Raw genomic sequence first — 23,180 nt, forward strand, 5'->3', positions numbered from 1 at the left:
ACCTGCGGGTGATCAACCCCGAACACGCCCACTGGCGGCGCGGCATCGAGGCCGCCGTCATCTATCAGCGGCTGCACGGCGACCTCAAGGTGCCGTTCACGTACCGGGTACCCGGCGGGAACGACCAGGACCAAGTGGTGGAGGGCGAGGGGTGGCCGGCCACGCTAGCCGGGTTCCCGCTCGGGCAGTGGATCGCCGACAACCGGCGCTTCCACGCCCGCGGCCGTCTCGAGCGGGACCGCATCGAGCACCTGGAGAAGCTCGGCATGATCTGGTCGCACTTCGACGTCGCGTGGGAGGAAGGTCTCGCCGCCGCGCGTGGGTGGGCCGAGGAGAACGGACACCTGCTGGCACCGACCGACGCCACCTACCAGGGCTACCGGGTAGGCATCTGGCTGAAGAACCAGCGGGCCGCCGCCCGCAAAGCGGCAGAGATCGAACAACGGCGTGCTGAAGGCCTGCCGGCTCAGTCGTCGGCCGGCGCGCTGTCGCAGACGCGGCGCGAGCAGTTGGAGGACATCGACCCGTCGTGGTGCCCGAGCTGGTCGGTGGAATGGCAGCGCTGCTTCCACCTCACCCGCATGCACCTGCAGGCTGGCCACCCGCTGCCCATGACGCCGGGCGAGATTGTGTACCAGGGCGAAGACTTCGGACGGTGGGTGCGCTCCGTCCGGCTCGGCTGGGACAGCCTCACCACCGTCCAGAAGTGGATGTGCGAGCACGTACTCGGGATCGAACCCGCCGGCGAGGACGAGCAGCCCAAGCAGCGCCGTAGCCAGGCCGACAAGTGGGCGTTGAACTACCAGGCCGCCCGCCAGTTCTACGAACGCGAGGGACACCTGCGTGTGCCGAGGAAGCACGTCGAACGGATCGTCGTCAACGGCGATGAGGGCGGCGGCAGTGGCGAGGACCAGGAGGTTCGAGAAGTCCGGCTCGGAGCATGGATCAGCAACCAGCGCAGCAGAGCCGCCACCCTGTCGTCGGAGCGGATCGAGCAGCTGACCGCCATCGGCATGCGCTGGATGTGATGGGCGTCGTCGTCACCACGGCCGTCGTCGCGCTCGCGGCCGTCTACCTGACCGGACGACTGCGCCCGTGACGACGGCTGGATTACTGGACGACTGAGCGACCGATCAGCTCCGTTCCACCCGGGGGCCTGGGCCCGGGCCGGCACCTTCCGTCACGGTCCTCCGGGTCCGCTGCACGCACATGAGTATCCGTACCCAGGCCAAGAGCGTTCCGGGGCGGCTCTGTTCGCGACCTGCGATGTGCCGTCTTCGTGGCAGTGATCCAACTGGGGATGTACCGACTCATGACAGCCGCGAGATCACGAAGTACCACCGCTGTGTCAGTGGCAAGCTCCAGTCACGAACCGATGAGCAGCAGGAACACCCTTTCCTCGCTCAATCGTGACTGGCACAACCTCACTGACGCAAAGCCGACACATCGCACCGGACCCCGGGCATCTCAAGGCCCAGGGCCCGGTGCTGTGTGCACGCCGGGTGATGTTCTGGCAGGTCAGAGGTGTAAGCCGTCTGGGGAGCGAGGCGGTGGATGTTTTACGGTTCAGCGACGTTCGATGTTCTGACTGGGCGGAACTACGCCGTGCTCCAGGATGTACTGAAGGACCATGCGGGCCCCGTCCGGGAGCCGCCGCGGCCCGCATCCATACCGTCTCATTGTCCGGTTGTCGTCCGGGAGTTACAGGGATCCCCAGGTGGTGGCGTGGTCGATGAGGCGCGTTCGCAGGTGGTCGACGGGCGGGGCGAGGGGGCCGGAGCGGGTGACGAGGTAGAGGGTGTTGAGCGGTGGGACGGGGCTGTGGTGGAGCTGTTCCAGTGAGCCGCTGTGGAGGGCGGGTTCGGCCAGGTAGCGGGGAAGGACGGAGATGCCCGCGTCGGCGGTCACCGCAGTCAGGACCGCGCGGAGATCGGGGACGACGACGGCCACCTGGTTGGGGGGCCTGCGGCCGAACTCGCTTCGCCAATACCGGCGGATGATGGGCAGTTCCTCGGCGTAGGCGACCAGGGGGAGATGGGCGAGGGCGGAGACCGGATCGTCGTCGAGGTGGCCGGGGTCGATGGACCGGGCGGCGGTGGGTGTGCCCACCAGGACGAATTCCTCATCGACGTACGGCATCGCAGCCAGTCCCCGTATGGTCAGCGGCGGCCGGATCGAGGACACCACCAGGTCGAGTCGGTCCTCGGTGAGGAGGGTGAGCAGCGGTTCGGCCCGGTCGAGGGTGAACGCCAGCTCCAGGCCGTGGTGGGTCAGAGGGGTGAGGGCCGGCAGCAGGCGGGCGGTGGCGAATTCGGCCGCTGCTCCGAGCCGCACGGTTCCCCGCGGGGCGGTTTCCGCCTCGTCGTTTCTGAGCGCGTGGCGCAGGCCGTCCAGGTGGGGGCCGACACGGCGGGCCAGTTCGTGGGCCCGGTGTGTCGGCCGGGCTCCGCTGCGGGACCGGGTGAACAGGGCGCCGCCCACCTGTTCCTCCAGGCGCACCAGCTGCCCGCTGACGGCGGGCTGGGACACACCGAGCGCCTTCGCGGCGCCTGTCAGGGAGCCCCGGCGGTAGATCTCCAGAAAGGTGGCGACCAGATCCAAGTCCTTCACGTCAAGTGACAATACATAAGCATGCTTATGGCAGCGACGTGCCATGCCTGCTTTCCCGATGCACTCTGGTGATGTCCCTCCCGGACATCACCCTGTATCTCCTTTCCGAATCGAGGACGTGTCCCATGGCGAAGATCCTGATGATCATTTCGGCGGCCGACACCCTGACCCTGGCCGACGGCAGCACTCATCCCACCGGTTACTGGGCCGAGGAGGTCACCGCCTCGCACAAGGTGCTGACGGAAGCGGGTCACACCGTGCGCATCGCCACCCCGGGCGGTGCCAGGCCCACCGTCGACGCGATCTCGCTCGACGAGCGCGGCGGTGTCGACGCTGCCGACGCCGCCGGGTTCCAGGCGTACCTGGAGTCCATCAACACGGACCTGGCGGCCCCGCTCGACCTCGCCGCCGTCCGCGCCGCCGACTACGAGGCCCTGTACCTGCCGGGCGGGCACGCCCCGATGGCCGACCTGGCCGACGACGCCCGCCTCGGCGCCCTGCTCGCCGAGGCCGACCACCGCGGACAGGTCATCGCCGCGCTGTGCCACGGTGTCGCCGGGCTGCTCAGCGCCACGAAGGAGGACGGCACCTTCGTCTTCGCCGGCCGAAGCCTGACCGGCTTCACCGACGAGGAGGAGAAGCAGGGCGGACTGGGCGACCAGGCTCCCTGGCTGGTGGAGAGCCGGCTCACCCAGCGCGGCGCCGACGTCAGGACCGGCGCGGCCTGGTCCGACACCGTGATCGTCGACGGCAACCTGATTACCGGGCAGAACCCGCAGTCCAGCGTGACCACCGCCAAGCAGGTCCTCGCGGCCCTGCCGGACGCCTGACCGGGAAGCGCCACTCCGGGCCGGGAGCGGCTTGCCCCGTCCACCGAGAGGTGGGTGGTCGAGCGCGCCTTCACCTGGCTTCACCAGTTCAAACGACTCCGCACCTGCTACGAGCGACGCGCCGTCCTCCATCAAGGCATGCTCGAACTCGCCTGCGCGATCATCTGCCTCAGACGGCTTCTGAAGGCAGTCGACGTGCAGCAGTGGGCTCCTGACGCGTGACCTCTTCTCCCCACGGCGTACCTGCGCCACTCCGTCATGAGCCCAGCCCGGAGACCAGGCAAGAGGCGGACGACGACGCGTTGATCAAAGCTCTGCAGGATCGTGCATGGGATCCGGGCCTGCGATTCGACCGCGCGGACGCGCCTGTCGCATGGATCATCGAGCGTTATGGCAAGCACCGGTTGGAGCAGATACGAAACGGCGTAGTTTCCTATGGCAGTGACGGGACGGTTGAGCTCAGGGCCGAGACCGAGGAGGTGACCGACTACTACGCCGACGCTCCTCGCGGGCCGCTGTTCCCTCCGATCTGCCTGCCAGACATCGAGAAGGCAGAGCACAGAATCGGGCGCGGTCTTCCCGAATTGCTTCGGCGTCTCTACACCGAGGTCGCCAACGGAGGATTCGGACCCGATGGCGGGCTTGCCTCCCTGAACGACGGCAACCGGGCCCCCGGGCACGTGCGGCGTGACTGGCCGTGCGCGGCCAGCGTCCACGAACGCAACCTGTCAGAGGGCATGCCACCATCGTGGCTCTTTCTCGCCTACGGCGGCTGCACGATGGAATGGCATGTCTCATTGAGCGCAGTCGACAACCCAGTGCTTCTCTACGACGCCGACGGTCACACCTTCGGGGAGGGCCCTCACGACGGCCCTCGCCATGCGACCGCCTCACTATGAACCGCTCCGGGTCTGCCAGGGCGATCTTGAGCCCGGCGCTCAGACAAGCACGGAGACTGCCGGGCCGCGGACGATCGCGCACGGTGTCGGTGGGCGGCAGCCGGGCGGGGTTGCGTCCTGGGAAGTGGTGTACGGGTTCCCACCTGATCCGGGCGTTTGTCCTGGCGTCGGAGTGAGGGCCCGGATATGAGAACGGCCACCGGCTGATCTTCGAGATGTCGAAGCTCGAAGGAGATCAGCACGATGACCGCACCCGACAGTCTGCCCCTGCACGCCCTCGCCGAGGAGAATCTCGCTGCGGCGAGTCCCGATCTGCTGCGCGCGATGATCAAGACGTTCGCCGACGCCCTCATGTCCGCCAAGGCCGACGGCCCTCTGCAACGCCGAATACGGGCAGGTCAGCGAGGAACGCGTCAATCATCGCAACGGCTATCGCCCGCGCGAGTGGGACACCCGCGCCGGGACCGTCGAACTGGCCGTTCCCAAGCTGAGGCAGGGCAGCTACTTCCCACACTGGCTTCTCGAGCGCCGCCGGGCCGAACAGGCACTCATCTCGGTGGTCGCCACCGCCTACCTCCTCGGCGTCTCCACCCGCCGGGTCGAAAAACTCGCCGAGTCCCTCGGCGTCACCCAGCTACCGAAGTCGCAGGTCAGCGCGATGGCCAAGCACCTGGACGAGCAGGTCGCAGCTTTCCGCAACCGGCCCCTGGACGCCGGCCCCTACTCGTTCGTCTGGGTCGACGCGCTCACTCAGAAGGTCCGCGAGGGCGGCCGGATCATCAACGTCCACGCGCTGATCGCGGTTGGTGTCAACGCCGACGGCCACCGCGAGATCCTCGGTCTGGACGTCACCACCGCCGAGGACGGCGCCGGCTGGCTCGCTTTCCTGCGCTCCTTGATCGCCCGCGGCCTGTCCGGCGTCCAGCTCGTCATCTCCGACGCCCACACCGGCCTGGTGGATGCGATCGGCGCAGTGCTGCCTGGTGCGTCGTGGCAGCGCTGTCGCACCCACTACGCGAGGAATTTGCTGAGCCAGGTCCCGAAGTCGGCCCAGCCCTGGGTGGCCACGCTGCTGCGGACGGTCTTCGAACAGCCCGACACCGGCGCGGTCCACGCACAGATGCGGCACGTCCTGGACGCGCTGGAGGCCAAGTTTCCCAAGGCCGCGACCCACTTGGACGCCGCCCAGCACGACCTGCTGGCCTTCACCGCCTTCCCGAGGGAGATCTGGCGGCAGATCTGGTCGAACAACCCCCAAGAACGACGAATGGACCGAAGCCCGCCGCTACATGGGCCGCGAGCTCCTCGCCAAGGCCCGACTCCACCCGATCGAGTCAGAAACCGACGACACCGCCCTGCCCACCGAACTCACCGCATAGCCTCAAAACGAGATCACCGAGTGGCCGTCGATACACCACTCCAGCAGACGTGACCGGTGTCCCGCCGCGAGGGGCGCATCAGAGCCTCCGTCAGACCCGGAGCGGTTCAATGCTCTCCGGCCGGGCCCCTCAGATAAGAGTGAGCCCGACCGGAGATCAGCGGCGTCGTGGTCACCGAGCGGTGATCGGCGACCGGTCCCCTCCGTCAGCGGGTCCCGTCTGGCGGAGGGGTACGCCTTCCGGGACGACATGCGGCTATGCACCGAACCGGAAGTCCGAGAGAGGGCATCTACCAGCCGTTCACAGAGATGTCCGGAAGTCGCGCCGGTACCACACCAGGGGCGATGCCGCCGTCCCCTGCCTGCGCATCCCAGAAAGCTCTCCGATCAGCAGGGTGTGGTCGCCGACTGGTATGCGACTGGTCACAACGCACCGCAGAGCGACCGCGATGTCAGCGAGGTACGGCACAGTCGAGTCGGGCCAGTCCGCCAAGAGAACTCCGGAGAACCGGTCCACTCCACTGGTGGCGAAATTTCGGGCCAGAGCCCGATGCTCGCTTCCGAGGATGTTGATGCTGAATTCGGTGGCCTCGGACAGTGCCCCGAAACAGCTGGACGTATGCGATATTCCCACGAGCACAAGCGGGGGCTCCAGCGACACAGACGTCACCGAACTGGCAGTGAACCCCCACAAACGCCCCTCGGCGTCCCGTGCCGTGACGATGGTCAGCGGAGCTGCAAGGAACGACATCGCCTCGCGGAACTCCGTGCTACCCAGAGCGGGCGGACTGTCTCCGACCTGTGTGCTCACCATGCGCACCTCCCGCTGAGAGCTATCGGCTGGCCGGGGACTGCCGGGCGGCCTCACGCGCCTGGGCTGCGAAGTCGTCCCTTTGCTCCGCAACCCATTGCTGCGACGCGCGCCGACTTTCCAGCGCACCGGTGAAGTGCGGAGCTACGTAGCGGGCGAGCAGTTCATAGCTGCGCTTGGTCTGTTCCCGCGTGGCCCAGTCCTGGGTGTTGACCAGCAGAGTTCCGAACCCTCCACTCTCGTCGAGCATGCGCTGGATCGCCTCTATGGCGTCGTCGACTGAGCCGATGATGGCGGTCCGCGTCTCGACTGCCGCCTCGGCCTCGCGTCCCTCGGGCAGCTTCGCCTGAGCACCGACTGTGTCCCGGACGTACTCCCGGAACCACCGGGCCATGCCGTCCTGGACTTGACTCAGAGCCTCTTCCCGCGTCTCCGCGATGTGCACGCAGATGGCAACCCGCCACTTCGCCCGGTCCACGGTCTTGCCGTGTTTGGCCGCTTCGTCTTCCGCGGCCGCCCACAGCCGCGCCAGCGGCGGCTCCTCCATGCCTGGCCGACCGGCGAAGGTCAGCGAGTTCAGGCCGTACCGGCCTGCCAGGCGCATGCCCCGCTCCGAGCCTGCGCTGGCCACGGCCATGTCGAAGCACGGCTTGGTGTAGGGCTTCAGGTGCGGGCGGGCGTCCCGCAGTTCGAACCAGTCCGTCTTGACCGTCACCGGCTCGTCCCCGTGTAGCAGTTGCACCAGGGCGTCAAGCGACTCGGCCATCATCCGCCGCTGGTCACCTGCGGCGATGCCCATCATGTGAGCGTCCGCCGGCGAGACCCCGGCGCCCATTCCGAGCATGGCCCGTCCCCTGCTCTGGTGGTCCAGCTGCACGATGCGGTTGGCCGTGGTGAGGGGGTGGTGGTAAGGCAGGCTGACGACACCGGTGCCGAGCTTGATCCGGCGGGTCCGCTCGGCCGCGGCGGCCAGAAAGAGTTCCGGTGAGCTGACGGTGGACCAGCCGCCGGAGTGGTGCTCGCCCACCCAGGCCTCGTCGATGCCGAGCACGTCCAGCCAGTCGATGAGGTCCAGGTCACGCCAGAAGGCGGTGGTGGGGTCCTCGTCGAGCGAATGGAAAGGCGGGATGAAAGCGCCGAAGCGGAGAGTCATCGCTGGCTTCCTTCTTTGTCGTGTCGTGACTGCGGGCGGGAGTCGTCGAGCCAGGTGGTCAGCTCGTCCGCCAGGCGGCGCAGCTGAGGTTGCTGCATGACGGTGTAGTGGTCGCCAGGCAGGTCGACGACCTGCGTGGCGTTCCGGAAGTAGGCCTGCCAGGCGGCCACCACCGCGTCCGGGGCGCCTTCCCGCGCCCGGAAGAAGCGGACCGGGCCCGTGTAGGGCCGCGGCTCGTAGGACAGCAGGGCCCGGAAGTTGCGTGCGAACCGGTCGAAGATCGCGCCGAGGGTCCCGGCGTCCACGTCGGGCGGCAGCACCGATCGTTGACGGGCCTCGGTGTGGAGCACGCCCAGCGCGTCGGGAAGACCACCAGCCTCACGGAAGGTGTCCGGCTTAGGTTCCCAGGACTCTCCGGCGAGACCTGCGAGGTCGCGGGCGAACCAGGACAGCAGAACGGCGTCATCGACGTGCGCGTGGTCCGCTGGCCCCGGCGGTTCCAGCAGGTCGATGACCGCGAGGCTCTCCACGGTGCGCCCGGCCCGGGTGAGCTGCTGGGCGATCTCCAGGGCCACCACACCGCCCATGGACCAGCCGCCCAGCCGGAAGGGGCCGTCGGGGTTTGCCGCCGTGATGGCCCCGGTGTAGTGGGCGGCCAGCTCGGCGACCGTTGTCAGCTCGAGGCCGTCCGGCACCTGGAGGGCGTAGAACGGTTGCTCCTCGCTGAGCAGTGAAGCGAGTTCGGCGTAGCAGAGCACGTCGCCGCCCACCGGGTGCACGAAGAACAGCGGGGGCCTGCTGCCCTCGGTGCGGACCGGGACGAGCGCTGTGCGCTTCAGGCCGCTGCCGGCGTCCCGGACGGCCTCCGCGAGCGATGCGATCGTCGGCCGCGCGAACAAGGTGGACAGGGGAAGCGAGCAGTTCAGGCGGGCGCTGATCCCGGCCATGAGGCGAACGGCAAGCAGCGAGTTGCCGCCGAGGGCAAAGAAGTCGGTGTGCACGCCGACACTGGCGTCGGGGAAGAACTCGGCCCAGATGGCGTCGAGTTCCGCCTCGATCTCATCACGAGGAGCGACCACGGCACTGTCGTCGTCCGCATGGGCGCCGGGTACCGGAAGTGCCGTCCGGTCCACCTTTCCGTTGGCGGTCAGAGGCAGCGCGTCCAGTGCGAGGACATGCTGCGGCACCATGTAGGCGGGCAGCGTCTTGCCCAGCGCCTCGCGCAGCCTCTCGGGCGCGCCCGCGGGGTCGTGCCCCTCATCCAGCACGGCGTACGCGACGAGTTGCTTGGCCTCATGCCTCTCACCCACGGCGGACACCACCGCGGCCCGCACGCCGGCGCACTGTGCGAGGGCGGCCTCGATCTCGCCCAACTCGATCCGGTAGCCCTGGACCTTCACCTGAAAGTCCTCGCGGCCCAGGAACTCGATGGTGCCGTCGGGCAGGTAGCGGCCGAGGTCACCGGTGCGGTAGAGCCGCTCCCCGGTGGATGGATGGCGCAGGAAGGCGGCCCGGGTCTTGGCCTCGTCGCCGAGGTAGCCGCGGGCGAGTCCGGCGCCGCTGATGTAGAGCTGGCCGGGCACCCACACGGGGCAAGGCTGCATCGCGTCGTTCAGCACGTGGAACTGCTGGCTGCGCATCGGCGTGCCGTACGGGATGCTCGCCCAGTCGGGGTCGACGTCACTGATGGGGTGGAGGATCGACCAGATCGACGCCTCAGTGGCTCCACCGAGGCTCCACACGGCCGCGTCGGGCAGCAGGGCCCGGATGCGGTCGGGGAGGGTGACCGGGATCCAGTCGCCGCTCATCATCACTGTCCGCAGCGGGAGAGTGTCGGCCAGGCCCTCGCCGAGGGCGTGTTCAGTGAACATCTCCATTAGCGTGGGCACGCTGTTCCACAGCGTGACGTCGTGCTCGGTGACAAGCTGCGCCCAGCGCGCGGGTTCCCGCTGGTCACCGGGCTCCGGCAGGACGATCGCGCCGCCGGCGGCCAGGACACCGAAGATGTCGTATACGGAGAGGTCGAAGTTGAGCGCGGACAGGGCGAGCACCCGGTCGTCCTCGGTGATGCCGAAGCGCTCGTTGATGTCGAGGCACGTGTTCAGGGCGCCGGTGTGCTCGATCATCACGCCCTTCGGCGTGCCGGTGGACCCGGAGGTGAAGATGACGTACGCCAGGTCGTCGGGGCAGGCCGGGGACGGCGTCAGCGGTGCGGCGTCCAGCGCCTCGGCTCCGGGCCCGTCGACGCTGAGCCGTATGGTGTCGTCCGGCCAGGCAATGCGCTTCTCCACCCGGCCCTGTGTCAGTACGAGGGAGATGCCCGCCTTCTCCATGAGCAGCCGGAGCCGTTCGGCTGGGACGGTCGCGTCGATGGGCACGTAGGCCGCTCCGGACTTCAGCACGCCGATGGTCGCGGCGACCTGCTCCCAGCCCTTCTCCATCACGACACCGACCAAGCTGCCCGGCAGCGCTCCGTGTTCGCGCAGCCAGCGGCCCAGTCGGTTGGTGTGGGCGTCGAGTTCGCCGTACGTCAGGGTGCGGTCTGCCGCAATGGCGGCGGTGCGGTCGGGGTGTGCCGTGGCACGCTCCGTGAACGGCTCGTGCAGCAGCCCGGTGGGCAGCGGCGCGGCGGTGGCGTTGACCTCCCGGCGCACGGCCAGGTCGACGTCCGGCATCAGGACCGGGGAGGGGCGTTGCCAGGCCTGCGGGTCGTGGCAGAGGCCGCGCAGGAGGTCCACGTAGGACGCGAACATCGCGTCGATCATTCCCTCGGGGAAGATCTCCTCGACAACGTCCCAGTTCACCATCAGGGCGCCCGCGTCCTCGACGACCTGGTGGTCCAGCCACACCTGCGGGGTGCGGATGGAGGTGGAGACCTCACGGCCGGCGCTGCCGAGTGCGGGCATATGCAGCCGACCGGCCCCGCCAGCGATGACGCAGCGCCGTCTCAGCCCCCTGGCGCGCCCGCCGGCCGGTCCGCTAACGTCCGCCGCGTCTCCCACCGCACGGCCGGCTTCGGAGGCTCCAACCGGGCCGGGGACACGGCACCGGCACAGCCTGTTGGCGCAGCGGCGCCGCGCCCCCGGCCCCTCAACCGTCGACGAACCCCAGCTCGGTATCCGGCTGGCAGTGCGAGCACGCCGACACCCCCTCGGCGAGCGCCCGCACAATCTGCTCGCGGCTGACGCCGTCGCTCCTCTTGCCCGCGTTCCAGCAGCCGCCCATGTGCACGTACACCGGCCCGCTCCGGGAGTTCATGCCCCGCTCGAGCAGCCAGTCGGGGGACGGCGGCCGCGCCTGCCACCTGCGCTCCCGCTCCGCCTGGCGCCGCTCCTTGTCGGCTATCCACGCGTCGACCTGCGCCAGACTCGCCTGCGCCTGCTGCACGATCACGCGGCGCGCGAAGTGCAGCAGCTCCAGCCGCGACGACCCATCGGCCATGCGTTCGATTCTAGGATTATTCCCCGCCAGGCTGCGGGCGGGGCTCCACTCGACGACGGCGAGCCGGAGCGGACCGGCTACTGACCTGGCGCGAGGTCCTGCAACTGCTCCAGCAGCCCCTTCATGTCCCCGGGCGCGGCACCCGCCGGTCCGGCGGCTATCGTCTGCACCAGCGCCGCCACCACCTCGGCCCGCTTCTCCTCGGGCAGGTTCGCATCGGTCAGGACACGCTCCGCCGCCAGGTACCGGGAGAACTCCAGAGGCTGATCAAAATACGCCTTCAGATGCTCGGCGGCCGTCTGCTGCGACTTCACGAACGTCTTGCTGATGTACCCCGCCAGGGCCGCCGACACCGCGCCGAGCCCGCCCGCCACGATGGCACCCGTCGTGTTGCTCACCTTCAAAGCCAGGCCGACGAACACGGCCAGCATGACGAAACCGGCGATCATCGACGCCTGAGCAGTGCCGAATGAGCGCCTCGCCTGGGTCGTCGCGATCCGGTGATACAGGTCGAGCCGTGTCTGCGTCAGCGTCCACAGGGTCGACAGCGCCAAATCACGACGCTCCTGCGCCGTCGCCCTGTCCTCCGACGGCAACGGCACCGTCATCACCGTGCCGGTCTCGTCACCCACCCCCCAGCTCACCGTTTGCGCCGGGACGCGCGCACGGCTATCGCCGCTGGCGTCGCCACGAAGGGCGCCCTCGACGCTGTCTTCCGCCTGCTGAACGCGTTGACGGATTCTGACGATCTCCGGGTCCTCGCGGCTGAAGATGTCGGTCACGATGGAGATGAAAAGGACGACCGTCACGAGCGCGATGCCGGCACGGATCACCACGGCTCCCAGATCGGGGTCGCTGTCGTCTTTCACCGCCAGGGTCGCGACGATCGCCAGGGAGAAGAAGCCCACACAACCCATCGTGATCAAGATGAGCTTGCGGACGGCGTCGCGTCGGGAAGGTGCTGACTGATCGCTCATGCTCAGATCATGGCGAGGAGCGCCAACACCGTCCCCCAGAACAGAGAAACTGCCTCCTCCTAGGTGGCGCAGCGACGACGCCCCGCCCGGCCATGTCCACCCCCTGCCTATCCTTCTCCGCCGACACGGCCCGGCGACCAGGGGAAACGGCATGGACAAGGCCACATACGCACGCACAGAAGACGTCCTGCTCCCGCGACTGCGCCCGTACCCCGGCAACGCCAAGATCGGCAACGTCCCGAAGATCCTCGAGTCACTGTGCCGCAACGGCCAATACCGCTCGCTCGTCGTCCGGGAACACGACGACGGCACCCTCACCGTCCTCGCCGGCAACCACACCCTCCAGGCGCTCGCCGCCCACGGGCCCGGCGACTGCGGCATGACCACCGGCAGCGACGACAGCGCACGCCCCTGCTCGAACGGCACTTGTACCACACCCCGGAGGCGCGGGCCGCCCGCCGGCGGGAGTACCGGCGAGAGCGGTTCGCCTGGCGGGTGCTGATGGGCTGGTGGATTGCCTGCCTGGCGGCAGCGCTGCTCATGCTGTGGTGGCCCGCTGGCCCGCGACGCCGCTCAAGGCGACGGGTGGGTGGTCAGCTTCGGCGCGAGGTCGGAGGCGAACCGCCCGCGGCGGGCCTCAACAGGGTGGCCGGTGATCCAGCCCTCCGCGCATGCCTTGTGGACGGGCTCGCCGGAGTGGGAGCGCATGGGCGTGGGCTGGCCGCACAGCGTGCAGGGGAGGTCCTGCCAGCGGTCGAAGTGCCGGCCGTCGCGCCAGACGAGGAGTTCACCGGGAGCCGGAATCAGGCCCGGCTCGAACGGCGGCTCCTTCTTCGTGCGTCCAGGGTGGGTCACGGCCGGAAGGCGGGCAGCTGCTGGAACACGCGGGCCAGCAGCTCCTCGGTCGGCTTCCAGGGCACGACCTGCCCGCGTGCGGGGACCGGCAGCGGCAGCTCCTGGACGTTGTCGAGGACCAGGTGCCAGGCGCCTGGGTGCGCCCACTCCGAGCAGAGCGGTGCGCCTTCGGGGTCCTGTGGCAGTCGGTGATTCGGACGATGCCGACCACCGCGCCCGTGACCAGTTGGCGGCCACGGATGGTGCGGCCGATCAGCGGGTTGCGCAGGGCGGGCTGGTCGATGGTCTTGCTCGTGTGCAGCAGCACCCAGCCGGTCCGCCACCGTCCGGGCCGGTTCTCGATGGTTTTGGCACCGGCGAGGATGCAGGCCGCGTAGGGCTGCCGGATGCTGATGCCGCGGATCCAGTCGCCCTCGGGCAGAGTCACGACGCTCATGCGGCTCGCCCCCACATGGCCGTGCCCGGCCTGCCCGCGCGGCGCCCGTTGACGGACGGCGTGGCGGCGTGCGCGGCGGTCACCAAGACCGCACGGCCGGAGTGCTTCCCGTCGTAAAGAGCAGCGTCTGCTGCCCTCTGCAGGCGCGTCAGGTCGCGTGCGCCGATCACGTCCGGGGTCGCGGCGCCGACTGAGGCGGCGACGTCGACGGTGCGGCCGTCGTCCAGAGTGACCGGCGTGTGCAGCATCCGGACCAGCTGTTCCAGGCGCTGCTCCCGGCGTTCGGAGGGCAGCTCCAAGACCACGGCGAACTCATCGCCCCCGCGCATCCCGTTCCCGCTGGCCAGCACCTCCATGATCCGCTGGTAGTCCGGCGCGAGAACCGCCACACCAAGCCCTTCCTCCCAGTGCGGCTTCACTGAGCCGGGCACCGTCTGCCTGACCTGCACCCGCCGTTCGCCGGCCACCACGAACGGCGGCGCCACATCCTCGCCTCCGCGGGGCTCCGCCAGAACCTCGCCCACCGTCTCACGGGCGATCACGAACCGCTCCCAGAGCGCCTTGCTTCCCGCAGCTCGGCCTGAAGGGCCTCTACCCGCTGCCGAGCAGCGCGTTCACGCTCCTCCAGCAACCCCATCACCGACGGCATCCCGGCACCTCCACCGAAGAGACGACACGACCCCGTCCTCTCCCGCCGAAACACCATCCCTACACCTGACCAGCGGAAACGAACCCGTCAATCTCGGCAAGACACGGCTTCTCAGTAGTAGATGTGGTCGTCGGCGCGTTCATCCTCGGGCGTCTGTCGGAGACGCCACGCACCGAAGCCGACCCCAAGAGCCCCGCCCATGAGAGCTGCCGCTCCTGCCCACACGCCGCTGGGCGAGAGCGCCGCAGCGAGCAAGCCGGCCAACAGGGCGCCAATCAGCAGGCACATGACAATGATGAAGCACGCAGCGAGGTGCCGATTCCTCAGAGGCGTCATGCCACCTTGCATGAGGTCCTCCTGTCCCCTTCGGCTGGTTCCCTTCTCCCATATCCCCGAACGTTCACGACAATCCGGCTCACGAGGTCGCGTCACAGAAGTTGAGCCAGAGCCCGTGGAAGTTGACGAAGCAACTCCAGATGGTGCTCGCTGGATCGGAACATACCGGTGGGCTTGGACGGCACTCCCACGCGTCGGATGAGGGACGGCCTCGGTGCGGGGCCCGCTGGAAGCTGACACGGCCCGTGCCACCCGGCCCTTGTCCTGCGGCAATCTCGCCCACAGGCCACACGCGCCAAGCACAGCTATGGCACCGTGTTCCCGGGCCAGGTCCGTCACCTCCGCGGTGGTGGCGGACCAAGACTCTTCGTGCGGTCGCACGGACGGTTGGGGAGTCTGCCACAGCTGACGCCCGGGCTCCTCATCCTGCGCACCGTGGCGCTCCCGCGGTTCCCGGAGGGCGAGTCCGGCACCCACCGCTGTCGGAAGGGGACACGGGTGGGGCTTCCGGCAGCCGTCTCCACCTGACGCCACCCCCCGGGCAGCCGCGTCCTGCCGGGCAGCCCCAGCCACCGGGCGCTGCGGAGCGCCAGCCGCCTCGGTCAAGTCCCCCTCCGCGTCCGCCGCTTGGCGCCTCCGACGGGGGGTAGCCGATAGACCTCACAAGGTGAACAAGGCAAAAGGGTGGAAGGAGACAAGCCATGGAAGTGCGCCAGGCGCACGGCGGCAGGGAACTCGATGATCTCGAACCGGGCACGCACCAGCGTGGCCAGCTACGCGCCCGCGTCGCCGACATCGCCTCGACAGCGCTGTGCGTGGTGCTCGCACTGTGGGTGGTGTGGGGCATCGTCGGTGTGGCGCGCGGTGCGATCGGCTGGGCGTACAGCGTGGTGGCGTGCGCGCTGCTGGCGATCGCGCTGACCGCCCGGACGCTGGGCGTACGCCGCAGGAACCTTCGCTCCGGGCGGTAAGGGACGGCGATGGAACGCATCAACACCTTCCTCGGCCGCCACATGTGGGTCTAGGTGCTGCTCACCGTCCTCGCGGGCTGAGCGGCCATCATGCTGATGTCGCCGGGCGAGCCGCCCCTCGTGGACCTCGCGCGAGCCGCGGTGATGTCCGTGGGCGCGGTAGCCGTCCCGCTGGTCCTGCGGGCGAGGGAGAAGCGCGCGGCCCGCACACCGACGACAACCCCGACGATCCGCCCGCCGCAGCCATGGTCCGCTGACATTGCCGTCAGCGTTGCCGTCAAGACGCGCAGAGCCCGTTCCGGAGAGTCTCCGGAACGGGCTCTGCGACCTTCAGTGCATTCTCTCCTCAGCAACACCGATTGCCCAGATGACAAACGAAACCGGAACGTCACCCCTGTGAGGATTAACACTCACAACCGCATCGCTCCATGTTCCGCCGTCCGGAACTGAGACAGCCATGACCGCTTCGTTTGAACGCCAGGCAGGATCTTGAAACTCGATCACATGCTCACCTGAAGTGACATCGTTAAAATCGACAACTTCAATTTCGCTGCCGTTGAAGACTTCTCTCATCTCGCTCACCCTTCGGTCAATCCAGGAACCCGGAGAAATTGCCGTCCACCGAGAACCGGGCACCTATGCCCCCATTGGGGAGACGGACATCGATGGTGTCCTGCCAGACCCCGCCGATCCTGCCATACTCCCGCGTGGTGACAGAACCAGGGTGAGTCAAGATGTCGTCCAATACATCCCGGCCAAGCGCATTCCAAGCCGCAGGGTTCTGCTTCCCGGAAGGGATTGGCCACTGCCCGGTGTTCGTTTTGCGCCCTGCATGCTTTGCGAGTGCATTACCGGCCATCTCAAACTCTCCCCTCTTATCCTTGGGGTCCAGCTTCCGGCCCGAGCCAGAAGCGAAATCCAAGTCCAGAGTGGGGCAACCGCCAGAATTGTGAACGAGCACCGGCGTCTCGCCCGCCAGCACATAGTACGTGTGCAGGTCGTCGACTGTGAGGTTGTACGTCCGCGCATGCTTGGTGTACGCCCGGTTGCTAAGGACGCGGATCGTGGTGCCGTCGGGGGTTCTGAGGGTCATGCCGGCGGCGAGGTTGCGAGCCTCCACCCAGGCGCCGATCTCAGGAACCCAGAACGGGTGTTCATGCGTAGCGGTGAGCTGTTCGCGCCCGTCAGGTGTCTCGATGGTCAGTTCGTTGAAGTGCTTGTCGTCTTCGGTGACGATCAGGCGGGTGACCTTCCGGAGACCGGTCTCCCCTGTTTCCGGGTTTGTTGCGACGACCTTGTCGCCTACCTTGATCTTTTCGATCTTCTTGGTCTCGCCGTCGGCCATGAGGACTTCGGTGCCAGCGAGGAAGCACTTGCAGTCTGGTGCGTTGAACTTGCGGAGCCAGTCCTCAATGGCGCCCTTACCCTTTTTCACAACCGAGTCGGGCACAAGCTTCAAAACCTTGACGAACGGGAGGTCCGTAGTGATACCCAGGTAATCCCAGCCGTTCGCCTCTCCAGAGACGACTTTCTTCCACGATTCGACGTCAGGAATGACGAGGGAAGCGATGAATTTGAAACTGTTCTTCTGGGCTTTCGTGTCGTACGGCTTGATGACGGTCCGAGTGCCCATCGGCGGATGATGGCCGCCGAAGCGATAGACGCTGTGGAGATCACCCACCACGTCGTAGGTGTAAACGGCACCCTCGTATTTCCAGCCTCCGGAACCATCCGGGACCATCCAGTCCCGATACAGGCCATCAGGGCCGTCCGAACAACCCCGGTAGCAATCCGTGACCGGCTTCAGGCCGTCGGGGTCGCTGGTGCTGATGGGGCTGTTCTTGGCGTACGAGTAGCCGTTCATCTGCAGCGGGTCCGTGATGTCCAGCAACGGATCCGCGCTGATGAACCGGCCGTTGGCCTGGTCGTACTCGCGCGCGCCGATGTGCGTCAGCCCGGTGGCGGCGTCGTCGACGCCGGTACCCAGGTAGCTGCGCCTGTCCGGCCAGGAGGCCGGCTTGGGGCCGCGGGCCTCGCCGAAGGGCTTGAAGGCGCGTCTCGTCACCGGCTGGTTGAGGGCGATCTGGATCGAGGTGGTGGCGGTGCCCAGATGGTCGGTGAGTTGGACGTTGCGGGTGTGGCCGCTGCTGGTGCCGTTCGACGTGCGGACGACCGCCGGTGCGCCGGGGTGAGCGTAGGTGCGGGTGGCCTTGGTGATCTTCCCGGTGCTGTCGGTCGTGAGTTCACCGCCGGGAAGGTAGAGGGTGGAACCTGCGCTGGAGTTCTCCAGGAGGCGTTGGCCCTCGGTGTCGTAGGTGTAATTGACGGTGGTGCCACCGGCGGTCACCGTGGCCGGCTTGTTCTCGCTCGTCCAGACGAAATGCTGCGTGTCGTTGGCGAGGTCACGCTTAGTGGTGTTGCCGGCCGCGTCGTAGGAGTACGCGCTGCCGGAGCCGGAGGGGGTGGAGGAGACCCAGGCCAGGGTGTGGGGCTGAGTCATGATCGGCTGGGTGGCGCCGTTTCCGGCTGTGGTGCCGTAGCTGGAGCGATACGCGACGTTCTTGGTGGCGTCGGTGACGTTGTGCTCGGTGAGGGTGGAGCGGTTGCCGATCCAGTCGTAGGTGAATGCCTGACGGTAGGCGGTCGGGGAAGTCGCCACCGTGTCGGCGGCCGGAGCCGCCGCGGCGAGCGTGCTGGTCAGCGAGGTATCCGGACTGGAGGTGTCGCCGGCCTCGTTCGGTGCGTCCGCGACGGGGCCGGACGAGGCGGCGTAGTCGGTCCGGTAGCCGAAGGTGGCCCCGTTGGCGGTCTTGCAGCCGTTGCCCGTGCCGGTGGGGACGACGTTGGAGGTCCAGGCGTGGACGAGCTCACCGAGAGCGTCGTAGGTGTAGCACTGGGTGTCCCAGGTGGAACCGGAGGCTTCGCTCAGCTTGCGGGAGTTCGATGTGATGGTGCCGGAGGCGTCGTAGGAGTAGTAGCTGTCGGTGATGCGGTGAGGTGAGGCGGTCTCTCGGTCGGCGACGGTGCGCTGGAGGCGTCCGGTGTGCGGATCGATGAAGTTGGTGGTCCACACGCGGTAGGGCTGGGAACCGGAAACGGCGCGGAGGACCTCGCCGAAGGGAGAGTAGGTGACGTCAGCGGTGTACCAGCTGGAGCCGGCCGTGGACTCGGGCAGGCCGTCCTCGTTGTACCGGGTGACCACCTTCTCGGCGGCGATGCCGCCCTTCGCCGGGTAGGTGACGGACAAGGGCTTGCCGGTCGGCGTGTAGCCGTAGGTGTAGCTGTAGGTGCCTGAGAGCCCGGCGGTCTTGGTGTTGGCGGGGATGGTGATGTCCCGGCCGGTGGGCTGGTAGTCGGTGGTGTAGCCGATGGTCCTGGAGACGTAGTCGCCGTCCACGGTGTGGCGGGTCGAGGTGACCGGCATGCCGAGGGCCCCGACGGCGTCGTAGGTGAAGGACTTGATCGGGGCGGCCGTGGCCGAACCCTCGCGGACAGCCGTCACCCGTCCCAGCAGGTCGTAGCTCGTGTACAGGGACTTGCCGTTGGCATCGACCGTGACGAGGGGACGGTCGGCACCGTCGAACGCGGTCGTCCTGGTGGTGCCGGTGTCCGGGTCGGTGGCTTCGACGACCCGCCCGCGAACGTCGTACTTGTATGTCCACTTGTTGCCGGCCGGGTCGGTGACCTCCGAGCGGTTGCCGCGGACGTCGTAGGCGTAGCGGGTCGATCGGGTGGTCGACTGGCCGGCGTCGGTGTACTGCTCGACCTCGGTGACCCGGCCGAGAGCGTCGGTGGTGGTCCATGTTGCCGGGGAGGTGTTGCCCGGGGGATTCACATGCGTCGTGTCCGGTCCGTAGGACGTGAACGTCTCGTGCTCGAACTCGCCGTCGTGATAGGTCGCCTGGCGGATGGTGCGGCCCATGCCGTCGTACTGGGTCTTCAGGTAGCTGGGGATGAGCTTGGTCGACTTGGGTTCGAACAGCGTGGTGGTCGGCTGGCCCGCGGCGAGGTAGCCGCTGGTGACGATGCTGGGACGGCCGTGGTCGTCGTACGAGGTGTCGGTGATGATGCGGCCAGGGCCGTGGGCCTCGTTCTGGGTCTGAACCGGGCGGAGCAGGCCGTCGTAGATGGTGACCGAGGAGGCGTAACTGCCGTCGTCCCTGATGGTCTTGGTGGTGACGGCAGCAGGGCTGGTCCTGGAGGGGGTGGCGGAAGCCTGCTGGTAGCCGATCTGGACGTCGGGGGTCTGGCTGCCGCTGGAGCGCGTCGGGGACCAGCCCTTGACCAGGCGGCCGAGGGCGTCGTACTCGTACCGCGTCACGCGGCCGTTGGGGTCGGTGACGGTGAGAGGGAGGGAGCGGCCGGGGTCGAAGGTGCTCGTCGTGGAGTGCCCGAGAGCGTTGATGGTCTTCAGCCCCGTGAGGGGGCCGCCGATGTCGGCCGGGGTGTAGACGTTCTCGGTGGTGCCCTGATCCGGTCTGGTGACCTTGCGGACACGGCCGAGCGGATCATAGGTGGTGGTGGTGACGACGCTGTGTGCGTCACCCTCGCCGTTGGATTCCGCGACGGTGGTGGTCAGGCCCTTGAGCGGCGTGGCGGCGTGGGCGAGGTTGTCGTAGCTGGTGCGGACCGATTTGAGCAGGTGCGTGGCGTAGTTCGCGTCGGCGTACCGGGCGCAGGGCACGGCGATGGTCCGGCTCTGGGATATCAGGCCGATCAGGTGCGCGTCGGTGTTGTGGACGTAGGCATTGCGGGTGCACTCCTGTTCGGAGAGCGTTTCGCCGCCAGAGCCGTCGGGCTTGACGACGAAGCTTTCAATCTCGGTGGGCAGACCGTAGATGTCGTCGACGCTGGTGAGGGTGCGCTTGGACTGCCACCCGGGGTCGAGGGACTGGATGTCGTCGGTGCGCTTGATGCCGACGCGGTGGGCGAGGAGCGGTTCCATGGCCGAGCCGTCCTCGGCCTCCCGGGTGCGGGAGGCGGTCTGCTTGGACCAGGGGAAGTTCAGGGTGCGCCGGACCAGGTGCTTGTCGGAGTCCTTGTAGGTGAGGGCCTCGGCCACCTGGCCCGCGTACTGCGGGGCGTCGTCGCTGACCAGGGTGTAGGTGCCGGTGGTGTCCTTGACCTCACCGCCAGTTCCGAGGAAGTAGCGCGTCTCGGAGTACGACTGCGACTGCGGGTCGTCGTTGCCGGTGTCGCTGGACGTGGTCTTGCTGCCCTTGGTCACGGAGAGCTGGCGGTATCCCCGCCAGTCGCTGTACGTGCGCAGGGCGGGTCGCTGGAACTCGTCGTCGGACTTGGCCCAGGCCGGGCCGGTGTACTTGTACTTGGTGACGATCGGCACACCGTGATTGGTGACCTTGTCGGTCTCCACGACGGAGGCGACGACGTACTTGTTGAACCACACCTTGGGCGGAGTCCGCTCGTCGCCGTCCGGGGACCAGCGGACCGGGAAGCAGGTTCCGTTCGCCTTCTCCTTGTCCTCGGCGGGCGGGGTGGCGCAGCCGCCGGTGTACTCGACCTCGATGTCGGCGCCGGCCTCGGTGGCAACGGTGCCGATGCGGGGGCGGGTGAACGCGGGGCGCTGGTCCTTGGGGCCGGTGCGGACGAGGTTGGGGAGCTGGCGGTCACGCAGGCGGGACTGGAGCGGGGAGGAGGAGCCGACGCGGTATTCGGCGAAACTCACGCCGTCCTTGGACTGGACGGTGCCGGTGGTGTCTCCGGGGCCGAAGCCGGTGCGGGTGATCGAGTTGAGCCAAAGGCCGGGAGAGGTGTCGTACCAGTCGCTGGGAAAGGACTGGTGGAGGGCGTAGACGTCGACCTTGCCGAGGCCGGTCACGCCGGGCCGGGCACCAAGGGTGGTGACGGTGTCCAGGCGCATTTGCGTCCAGAAGGACGGGAAGCCCGGGCAGAGCTTCGACGTCGACTTGCAGTTGAGGTTCCCGGGGGTGTCCCACCAGGGGCGGTAGGCGCCGGGGTCGTCGGTCTTGGCGAAGTTCGCTGCGTCGCAGGCGGTGGTGGACTTCAGGCAGCGCTGCTTGACGCCGAAGCTGACCTGGGCGGAGGGCTTGGACAGGTCGCCCGAACGCATTCCGTAGTCGATGGTGGTGGGGTAGGCGAAGCGCTCGTAGGCTTCCGGGGTCTTGCGCTTGTCCCGGACGGCGTAATAGTTCGTCTCCTGCTTCCAGTTGACGACCATCACGTTGCCGTGGACATCGGCGACCTTGTCCAGGCCCCAGCGCCAGGCCTGCTGCTTCCCGGCGCCGCAGCGGGAGTCGGCGAAGGCCGTCGCATGGCAGGGCTCGCCGGGGTGGTTGCCGAAGACAGGGACCGTGGAGACCGAGTTGGTGTCGGCGTGACCGCCGCCGACCTCGTGACGGCCGAAGGTGTAAACGGTTCCGTCAGTGGTCGTCACCTCCCAGTACTCGCCGTCGTTGTCACCGTTGGTCGCACCGGTCTTGAGGGTGACGCGGCTACCGTCGTCGGACGCGGGGCGGTAGGTGTTGGTGTTACCGACGCGGACCAGCTCAGTGCTCCGGCCGGCGAGGGACATCACCGCGTTGTGCGAGACCCAGCACAGATCGGACGTCTTGTTGGCCTTGGCCGTGTTGTTGGGAGCGCCGGCGTCAAGCGTCTTGCGGTCGTCCTTGCAGCTGCGATAGCGGCGCTCGATGTGGCCCGGATCGTAGTCCCAACCCTCGCCGATCCAGGAGGCCTGAGGAGAGGAGACACCCGTGCGGCCGTCGACGGACTGTGAGTTGTAGGTGAGCGCGACCTTCGGCGTGGGGCCGGCCGGGGCCGCCGGGACGGTCAGAGGGTAGGACCAGACGAAGGCGCCGGAGCTGCCTGCGTGGGACCAGGAGCCGGTCGAGGCAAGCGGGGTCGCCTTGAACGAGCCACCGGGGCCGGTTCCGGAATCCACCGCGCCGATCACGGTGGAGTCGGCGCTGCCTTCCGCGCCCAGCAGGCGTGAGCCCGCTGACTGGACGGAGGTGCCTTCGGACTCTGTGGCGACGATGTCGTCGGCGGCCGGGTCGACGGTCGCGGAAACCGTGTTGGTATCCGGGTCGTTGACCGTCTCCAGCTCGGTGTACGCCTGGCACTCCTCGACGTCGGGAGTGGTCAGGTAGCAGGCGGGGAACTGGACCAGACGCAGGCGGGATCCCCAGTCGGCGCCGTACAGGTTCTCGAAGGTGCCGTAGTCCAGTGAGAGTGAGACCGGTACCGCACTGGTGTCCGGCGGGTCGACACGGATGACCGCACCGTCCACGCCCTGGGTGGTGACTGCGGAGCGGGCGTCCACGGTCAATCCCCATGTACCGGTGGGGCTGGGCTGTCCCTCGGCCGGGGCGAGGGTGACCGGGACCTGGTCCGAGGTCTGGGACTCGACGGCGGTGGACAAGGTCCGTGCGGCACTGGACGGGAACGTGACCGTCGAGGTGGAGGCGGGGGGTGGGACGGCGGTACCAGGCGGCGCCGATTCCCTGTCCTGGGGGGCCTCGATCTTCAGGCTCTCGATGTCCTCGTTGACCGGGCTGCCGTCGGCTGGGACGACTTTGTCAAGCGACTCGAGAAGCACGGCCTCGCGCCCCGGTTCGTCGTCCGGCGGGACCGGCGGCACGGCCGTCGCCGCCGTGGGCAGCAGACCCACGAGCACGGCGGCACCGGCTGCGGCGACAACAGCTCTACGCATACGCAGGCTCGAGGAAAGGAGAGTTCGACCGAACACGGAGGGTCCCCCGGACCACTTGGAGCGGGGCCGGAATTGGACCTCGCGCAGGACGAAACAGATCGGGCGAATTCTGTGAGAGCGATGTGAAGGAACGCTAGAGGT

16 protein-coding genes and 3 pseudogenes are annotated in these 23,180 nt (G+C 68.1%); 7 read left to right on the forward strand and 12 right to left on the reverse strand.

The window, feature by feature from the left end:
- On the forward strand, nucleotides 1–1,028 hold a 1,028-nt coding region (locus tag ELQ39_RS00005), incomplete at its 5' end, for a helicase associated domain-containing protein (protein ID WP_242590353.1).
- A 673-nt stretch (nucleotides 1,029–1,701) separates the two neighbouring features.
- Here the strand turns inward: ELQ39_RS00005 and ELQ39_RS00010 are convergent.
- Nucleotides 1,702–2,610 (reverse strand): LysR family transcriptional regulator, encoded by a 909-nt coding sequence (locus ELQ39_RS00010; protein WP_242590355.1) that lies wholly within the window; start codon nucleotides 2,608–2,610, stop codon nucleotides 1,702–1,704.
- Nucleotides 2,611–2,735: 125 nt separating this feature from the next.
- On the opposite strand from ELQ39_RS00010, the gene ELQ39_RS00015 reads away from it, so the two are divergent.
- From ELQ39_RS00015 to ELQ39_RS00030, 4 genes and pseudogenes are all read left to right on the forward strand, one after another.
- Nucleotides 2,736–3,440, forward strand: a complete 705-nt coding sequence (locus ELQ39_RS00015) for a type 1 glutamine amidotransferase domain-containing protein (RefSeq protein ID WP_242590357.1) — start codon at nucleotides 2,736–2,738, stop codon at nucleotides 3,438–3,440.
- 45 nt (nucleotides 3,441–3,485) lie between these two features.
- Nucleotides 3,486–3,662: pseudogene (locus ELQ39_RS00020) on the forward strand (transposase); the annotation flags it as partial.
- Complete coding sequence (locus ELQ39_RS00025) at nucleotides 3,659–4,339, forward strand: SMI1/KNR4 family protein (protein WP_242590359.1); 681 nt, start codon at nucleotides 3,659–3,661, stop codon at nucleotides 4,337–4,339. The pseudogene ELQ39_RS00020 and the gene ELQ39_RS00025, both read left to right, overlap by 4 nt.
- 243 nt (nucleotides 4,340–4,582) lie before the next feature.
- Nucleotides 4,583–5,718: pseudogene (locus tag ELQ39_RS00030) on the forward strand (IS256 family transposase).
- Nucleotides 5,719–6,018: 300 nt separating this feature from the next.
- Here the strand turns inward: ELQ39_RS00030 and ELQ39_RS00035 are convergent.
- From ELQ39_RS00035 to ELQ39_RS00055, 5 genes are all read right to left on the reverse strand, one after another.
- Nucleotides 6,019–6,531, reverse strand: a complete 513-nt coding sequence (locus ELQ39_RS00035; RefSeq protein ID WP_242590361.1) for a flavin reductase family protein — start codon at nucleotides 6,529–6,531, stop codon at nucleotides 6,019–6,021.
- A 19-nt stretch (nucleotides 6,532–6,550) separates the two neighbouring features.
- The gene (locus ELQ39_RS00040) at nucleotides 6,551–7,681 is read right to left on the reverse strand and encodes an LLM class flavin-dependent oxidoreductase (RefSeq protein ID WP_242590364.1); all 1,131 of its coding nucleotides are present in this window, start codon (nucleotides 7,679–7,681) and stop codon (nucleotides 6,551–6,553) included.
- Nucleotides 7,678–10,587, reverse strand: a complete 2,910-nt coding sequence (locus ELQ39_RS00045) for a non-ribosomal peptide synthetase (protein WP_242590366.1) — start codon at nucleotides 10,585–10,587, stop codon at nucleotides 7,678–7,680. Before ELQ39_RS00045 ends, ELQ39_RS00040 begins: the two co-directional genes overlap by 4 nt.
- Before the next feature lie 184 nt (nucleotides 10,588–10,771).
- Entirely contained in the window at nucleotides 10,772–11,122 is a 351-nt protein-coding gene (locus tag ELQ39_RS00050) for a DUF6233 domain-containing protein (RefSeq protein ID WP_242590368.1), read from the reverse strand.
- 77 nt (nucleotides 11,123–11,199) lie between these two features.
- Nucleotides 11,200–12,099 carry a TRADD-N-associated membrane domain-containing protein gene (locus ELQ39_RS00055; protein WP_242590370.1) on the reverse strand — a complete coding sequence of 300 codons (900 nt, stop codon included), beginning with the start codon at nucleotides 12,097–12,099 and terminating at the stop codon, nucleotides 11,200–11,202.
- Between the two features lie 151 nt (nucleotides 12,100–12,250).
- Here ELQ39_RS00055 and ELQ39_RS00060 point away from each other — a divergent pair, with 151 nt between their 5' ends.
- The gene (locus tag ELQ39_RS00060; RefSeq protein ID WP_242590372.1) at nucleotides 12,251–12,601 is read left to right on the forward strand and encodes a ParB/Srx family N-terminal domain-containing protein; all 351 of its coding nucleotides are present in this window, start codon (nucleotides 12,251–12,253) and stop codon (nucleotides 12,599–12,601) included.
- 71 nt (nucleotides 12,602–12,672) lie between these two features.
- On the opposite strand, the gene ELQ39_RS00065 is transcribed toward ELQ39_RS00060, so the two are convergent.
- The 3 genes and pseudogenes from ELQ39_RS00065 to ELQ39_RS00075 all read right to left on the reverse strand — a co-directional run bounded on the left by ELQ39_RS00065 (nucleotide 12,673) and on the right by ELQ39_RS00075 (nucleotide 13,932).
- A complete protein-coding gene (locus ELQ39_RS00065) occupies nucleotides 12,673–12,954 on the reverse strand; it encodes a hypothetical protein (RefSeq protein WP_242590374.1) in 282 nt (93 codons plus the stop codon).
- A pseudogene (locus tag ELQ39_RS00070) lies at nucleotides 12,951–13,390 on the reverse strand (hypothetical protein). Before ELQ39_RS00070 ends, ELQ39_RS00065 begins: the two are co-directional and overlap by 4 nt.
- The gene (locus tag ELQ39_RS00075) at nucleotides 13,387–13,932 is read right to left on the reverse strand and encodes a diguanylate cyclase domain-containing protein (protein ID WP_242590385.1); all 546 of its coding nucleotides are present in this window, start codon (nucleotides 13,930–13,932) and stop codon (nucleotides 13,387–13,389) included. Before ELQ39_RS00075 ends, ELQ39_RS00070 begins: the two are co-directional and overlap by 4 nt.
- A gap of 1,144 nt (nucleotides 13,933–15,076) precedes the next feature.
- Between ELQ39_RS00075 and ELQ39_RS00080 the strand changes: the two genes are divergently transcribed.
- The gene (locus tag ELQ39_RS00080) at nucleotides 15,077–15,346 is read left to right on the forward strand and encodes a hypothetical protein (RefSeq protein WP_242590387.1); all 270 of its coding nucleotides are present in this window, start codon (nucleotides 15,077–15,079) and stop codon (nucleotides 15,344–15,346) included.
- A gap of 50 nt (nucleotides 15,347–15,396) precedes the next feature.
- Here ELQ39_RS00080 and ELQ39_RS00085 read toward each other — a convergent pair whose 3' ends face one another.
- From ELQ39_RS00085 to ELQ39_RS00095, 3 genes are all read right to left on the reverse strand, one after another.
- Nucleotides 15,397–15,606, reverse strand: a complete 210-nt coding sequence (locus ELQ39_RS00085; protein ID WP_242590389.1) for a hypothetical protein — start codon at nucleotides 15,604–15,606, stop codon at nucleotides 15,397–15,399.
- A 70-nt stretch (nucleotides 15,607–15,676) separates the two neighbouring features.
- Nucleotides 15,677–15,919 (reverse strand): hypothetical protein, encoded by a 243-nt coding sequence (locus tag ELQ39_RS00090; protein ID WP_242590391.1) that lies wholly within the window; start codon nucleotides 15,917–15,919, stop codon nucleotides 15,677–15,679.
- A gap of 16 nt (nucleotides 15,920–15,935) precedes the next feature.
- Nucleotides 15,936–23,039, reverse strand: coding sequence for a polymorphic toxin-type HINT domain-containing protein (locus tag ELQ39_RS00095; protein ID WP_242590662.1), 7,104 nt, complete (start codon nucleotides 23,037–23,039; stop codon nucleotides 15,936–15,938).
- Between the last annotated feature and the right edge of the window lie 141 nt (nucleotides 23,040–23,180).

The organism is Streptomyces sp. GB4-14 (genome assembly GCF_022696125.1).
Taxonomy (GTDB): domain Bacteria; phylum Actinomycetota; class Actinomycetes; order Streptomycetales; family Streptomycetaceae; genus Streptomyces; species Streptomyces werraensis.

What these genes read in the sequence shown, in the direction of transcription:
- ELQ39_RS00015 (WP_242590357.1), top strand. Translation starts at nt 2,736, where the DNA reads ATGGCGAAGATCCTGATGATCATTTCGGCGGCCGACACCCTGACCCTG.
- ELQ39_RS00045 (WP_242590366.1), bottom strand. Translation starts at nt 10,587, where the DNA reads ATGCCCGCACTCGGCAGCGCCGGCCGTGAGGTCTCCACCTCCATCCGC.
- ELQ39_RS00085 (WP_242590389.1), bottom strand. Translation starts at nt 15,606, where the DNA reads ATGTCAGCGGACCATGGCTGCGGCGGGCGGATCGTCGGGGTTGTCGTC.
- ELQ39_RS00050 (WP_242590368.1), bottom strand. Translation starts at nt 11,122, where the DNA reads ATGGCCGATGGGTCGTCGCGGCTGGAGCTGCTGCACTTCGCGCGCCGC.
- ELQ39_RS00060 (WP_242590372.1), top strand. Translation starts at nt 12,251, where the DNA reads ATGGACAAGGCCACATACGCACGCACAGAAGACGTCCTGCTCCCGCGA.
- ELQ39_RS00095 (WP_242590662.1), bottom strand. Translation starts at nt 23,039, where the DNA reads ATGCGTAGAGCTGTTGTCGCCGCAGCCGGTGCCGCCGTGCTCGTGGGT.
- ELQ39_RS00090 (WP_242590391.1), bottom strand. Translation starts at nt 15,919, where the DNA reads ATGAGAGAAGTCTTCAACGGCAGCGAAATTGAAGTTGTCGATTTTAAC.
- ELQ39_RS00055 (WP_242590370.1), bottom strand. Translation starts at nt 12,099, where the DNA reads ATGAGCGATCAGTCAGCACCTTCCCGACGCGACGCCGTCCGCAAGCTC.
- ELQ39_RS00080 (WP_242590387.1), top strand. Translation starts at nt 15,077, where the DNA reads ATGGAAGTGCGCCAGGCGCACGGCGGCAGGGAACTCGATGATCTCGAA.
- ELQ39_RS00035 (WP_242590361.1), bottom strand. Translation starts at nt 6,531, where the DNA reads ATGGTGAGCACACAGGTCGGAGACAGTCCGCCCGCTCTGGGTAGCACG.
- ELQ39_RS00040 (WP_242590364.1), bottom strand. Translation starts at nt 7,681, where the DNA reads ATGACTCTCCGCTTCGGCGCTTTCATCCCGCCTTTCCATTCGCTCGAC.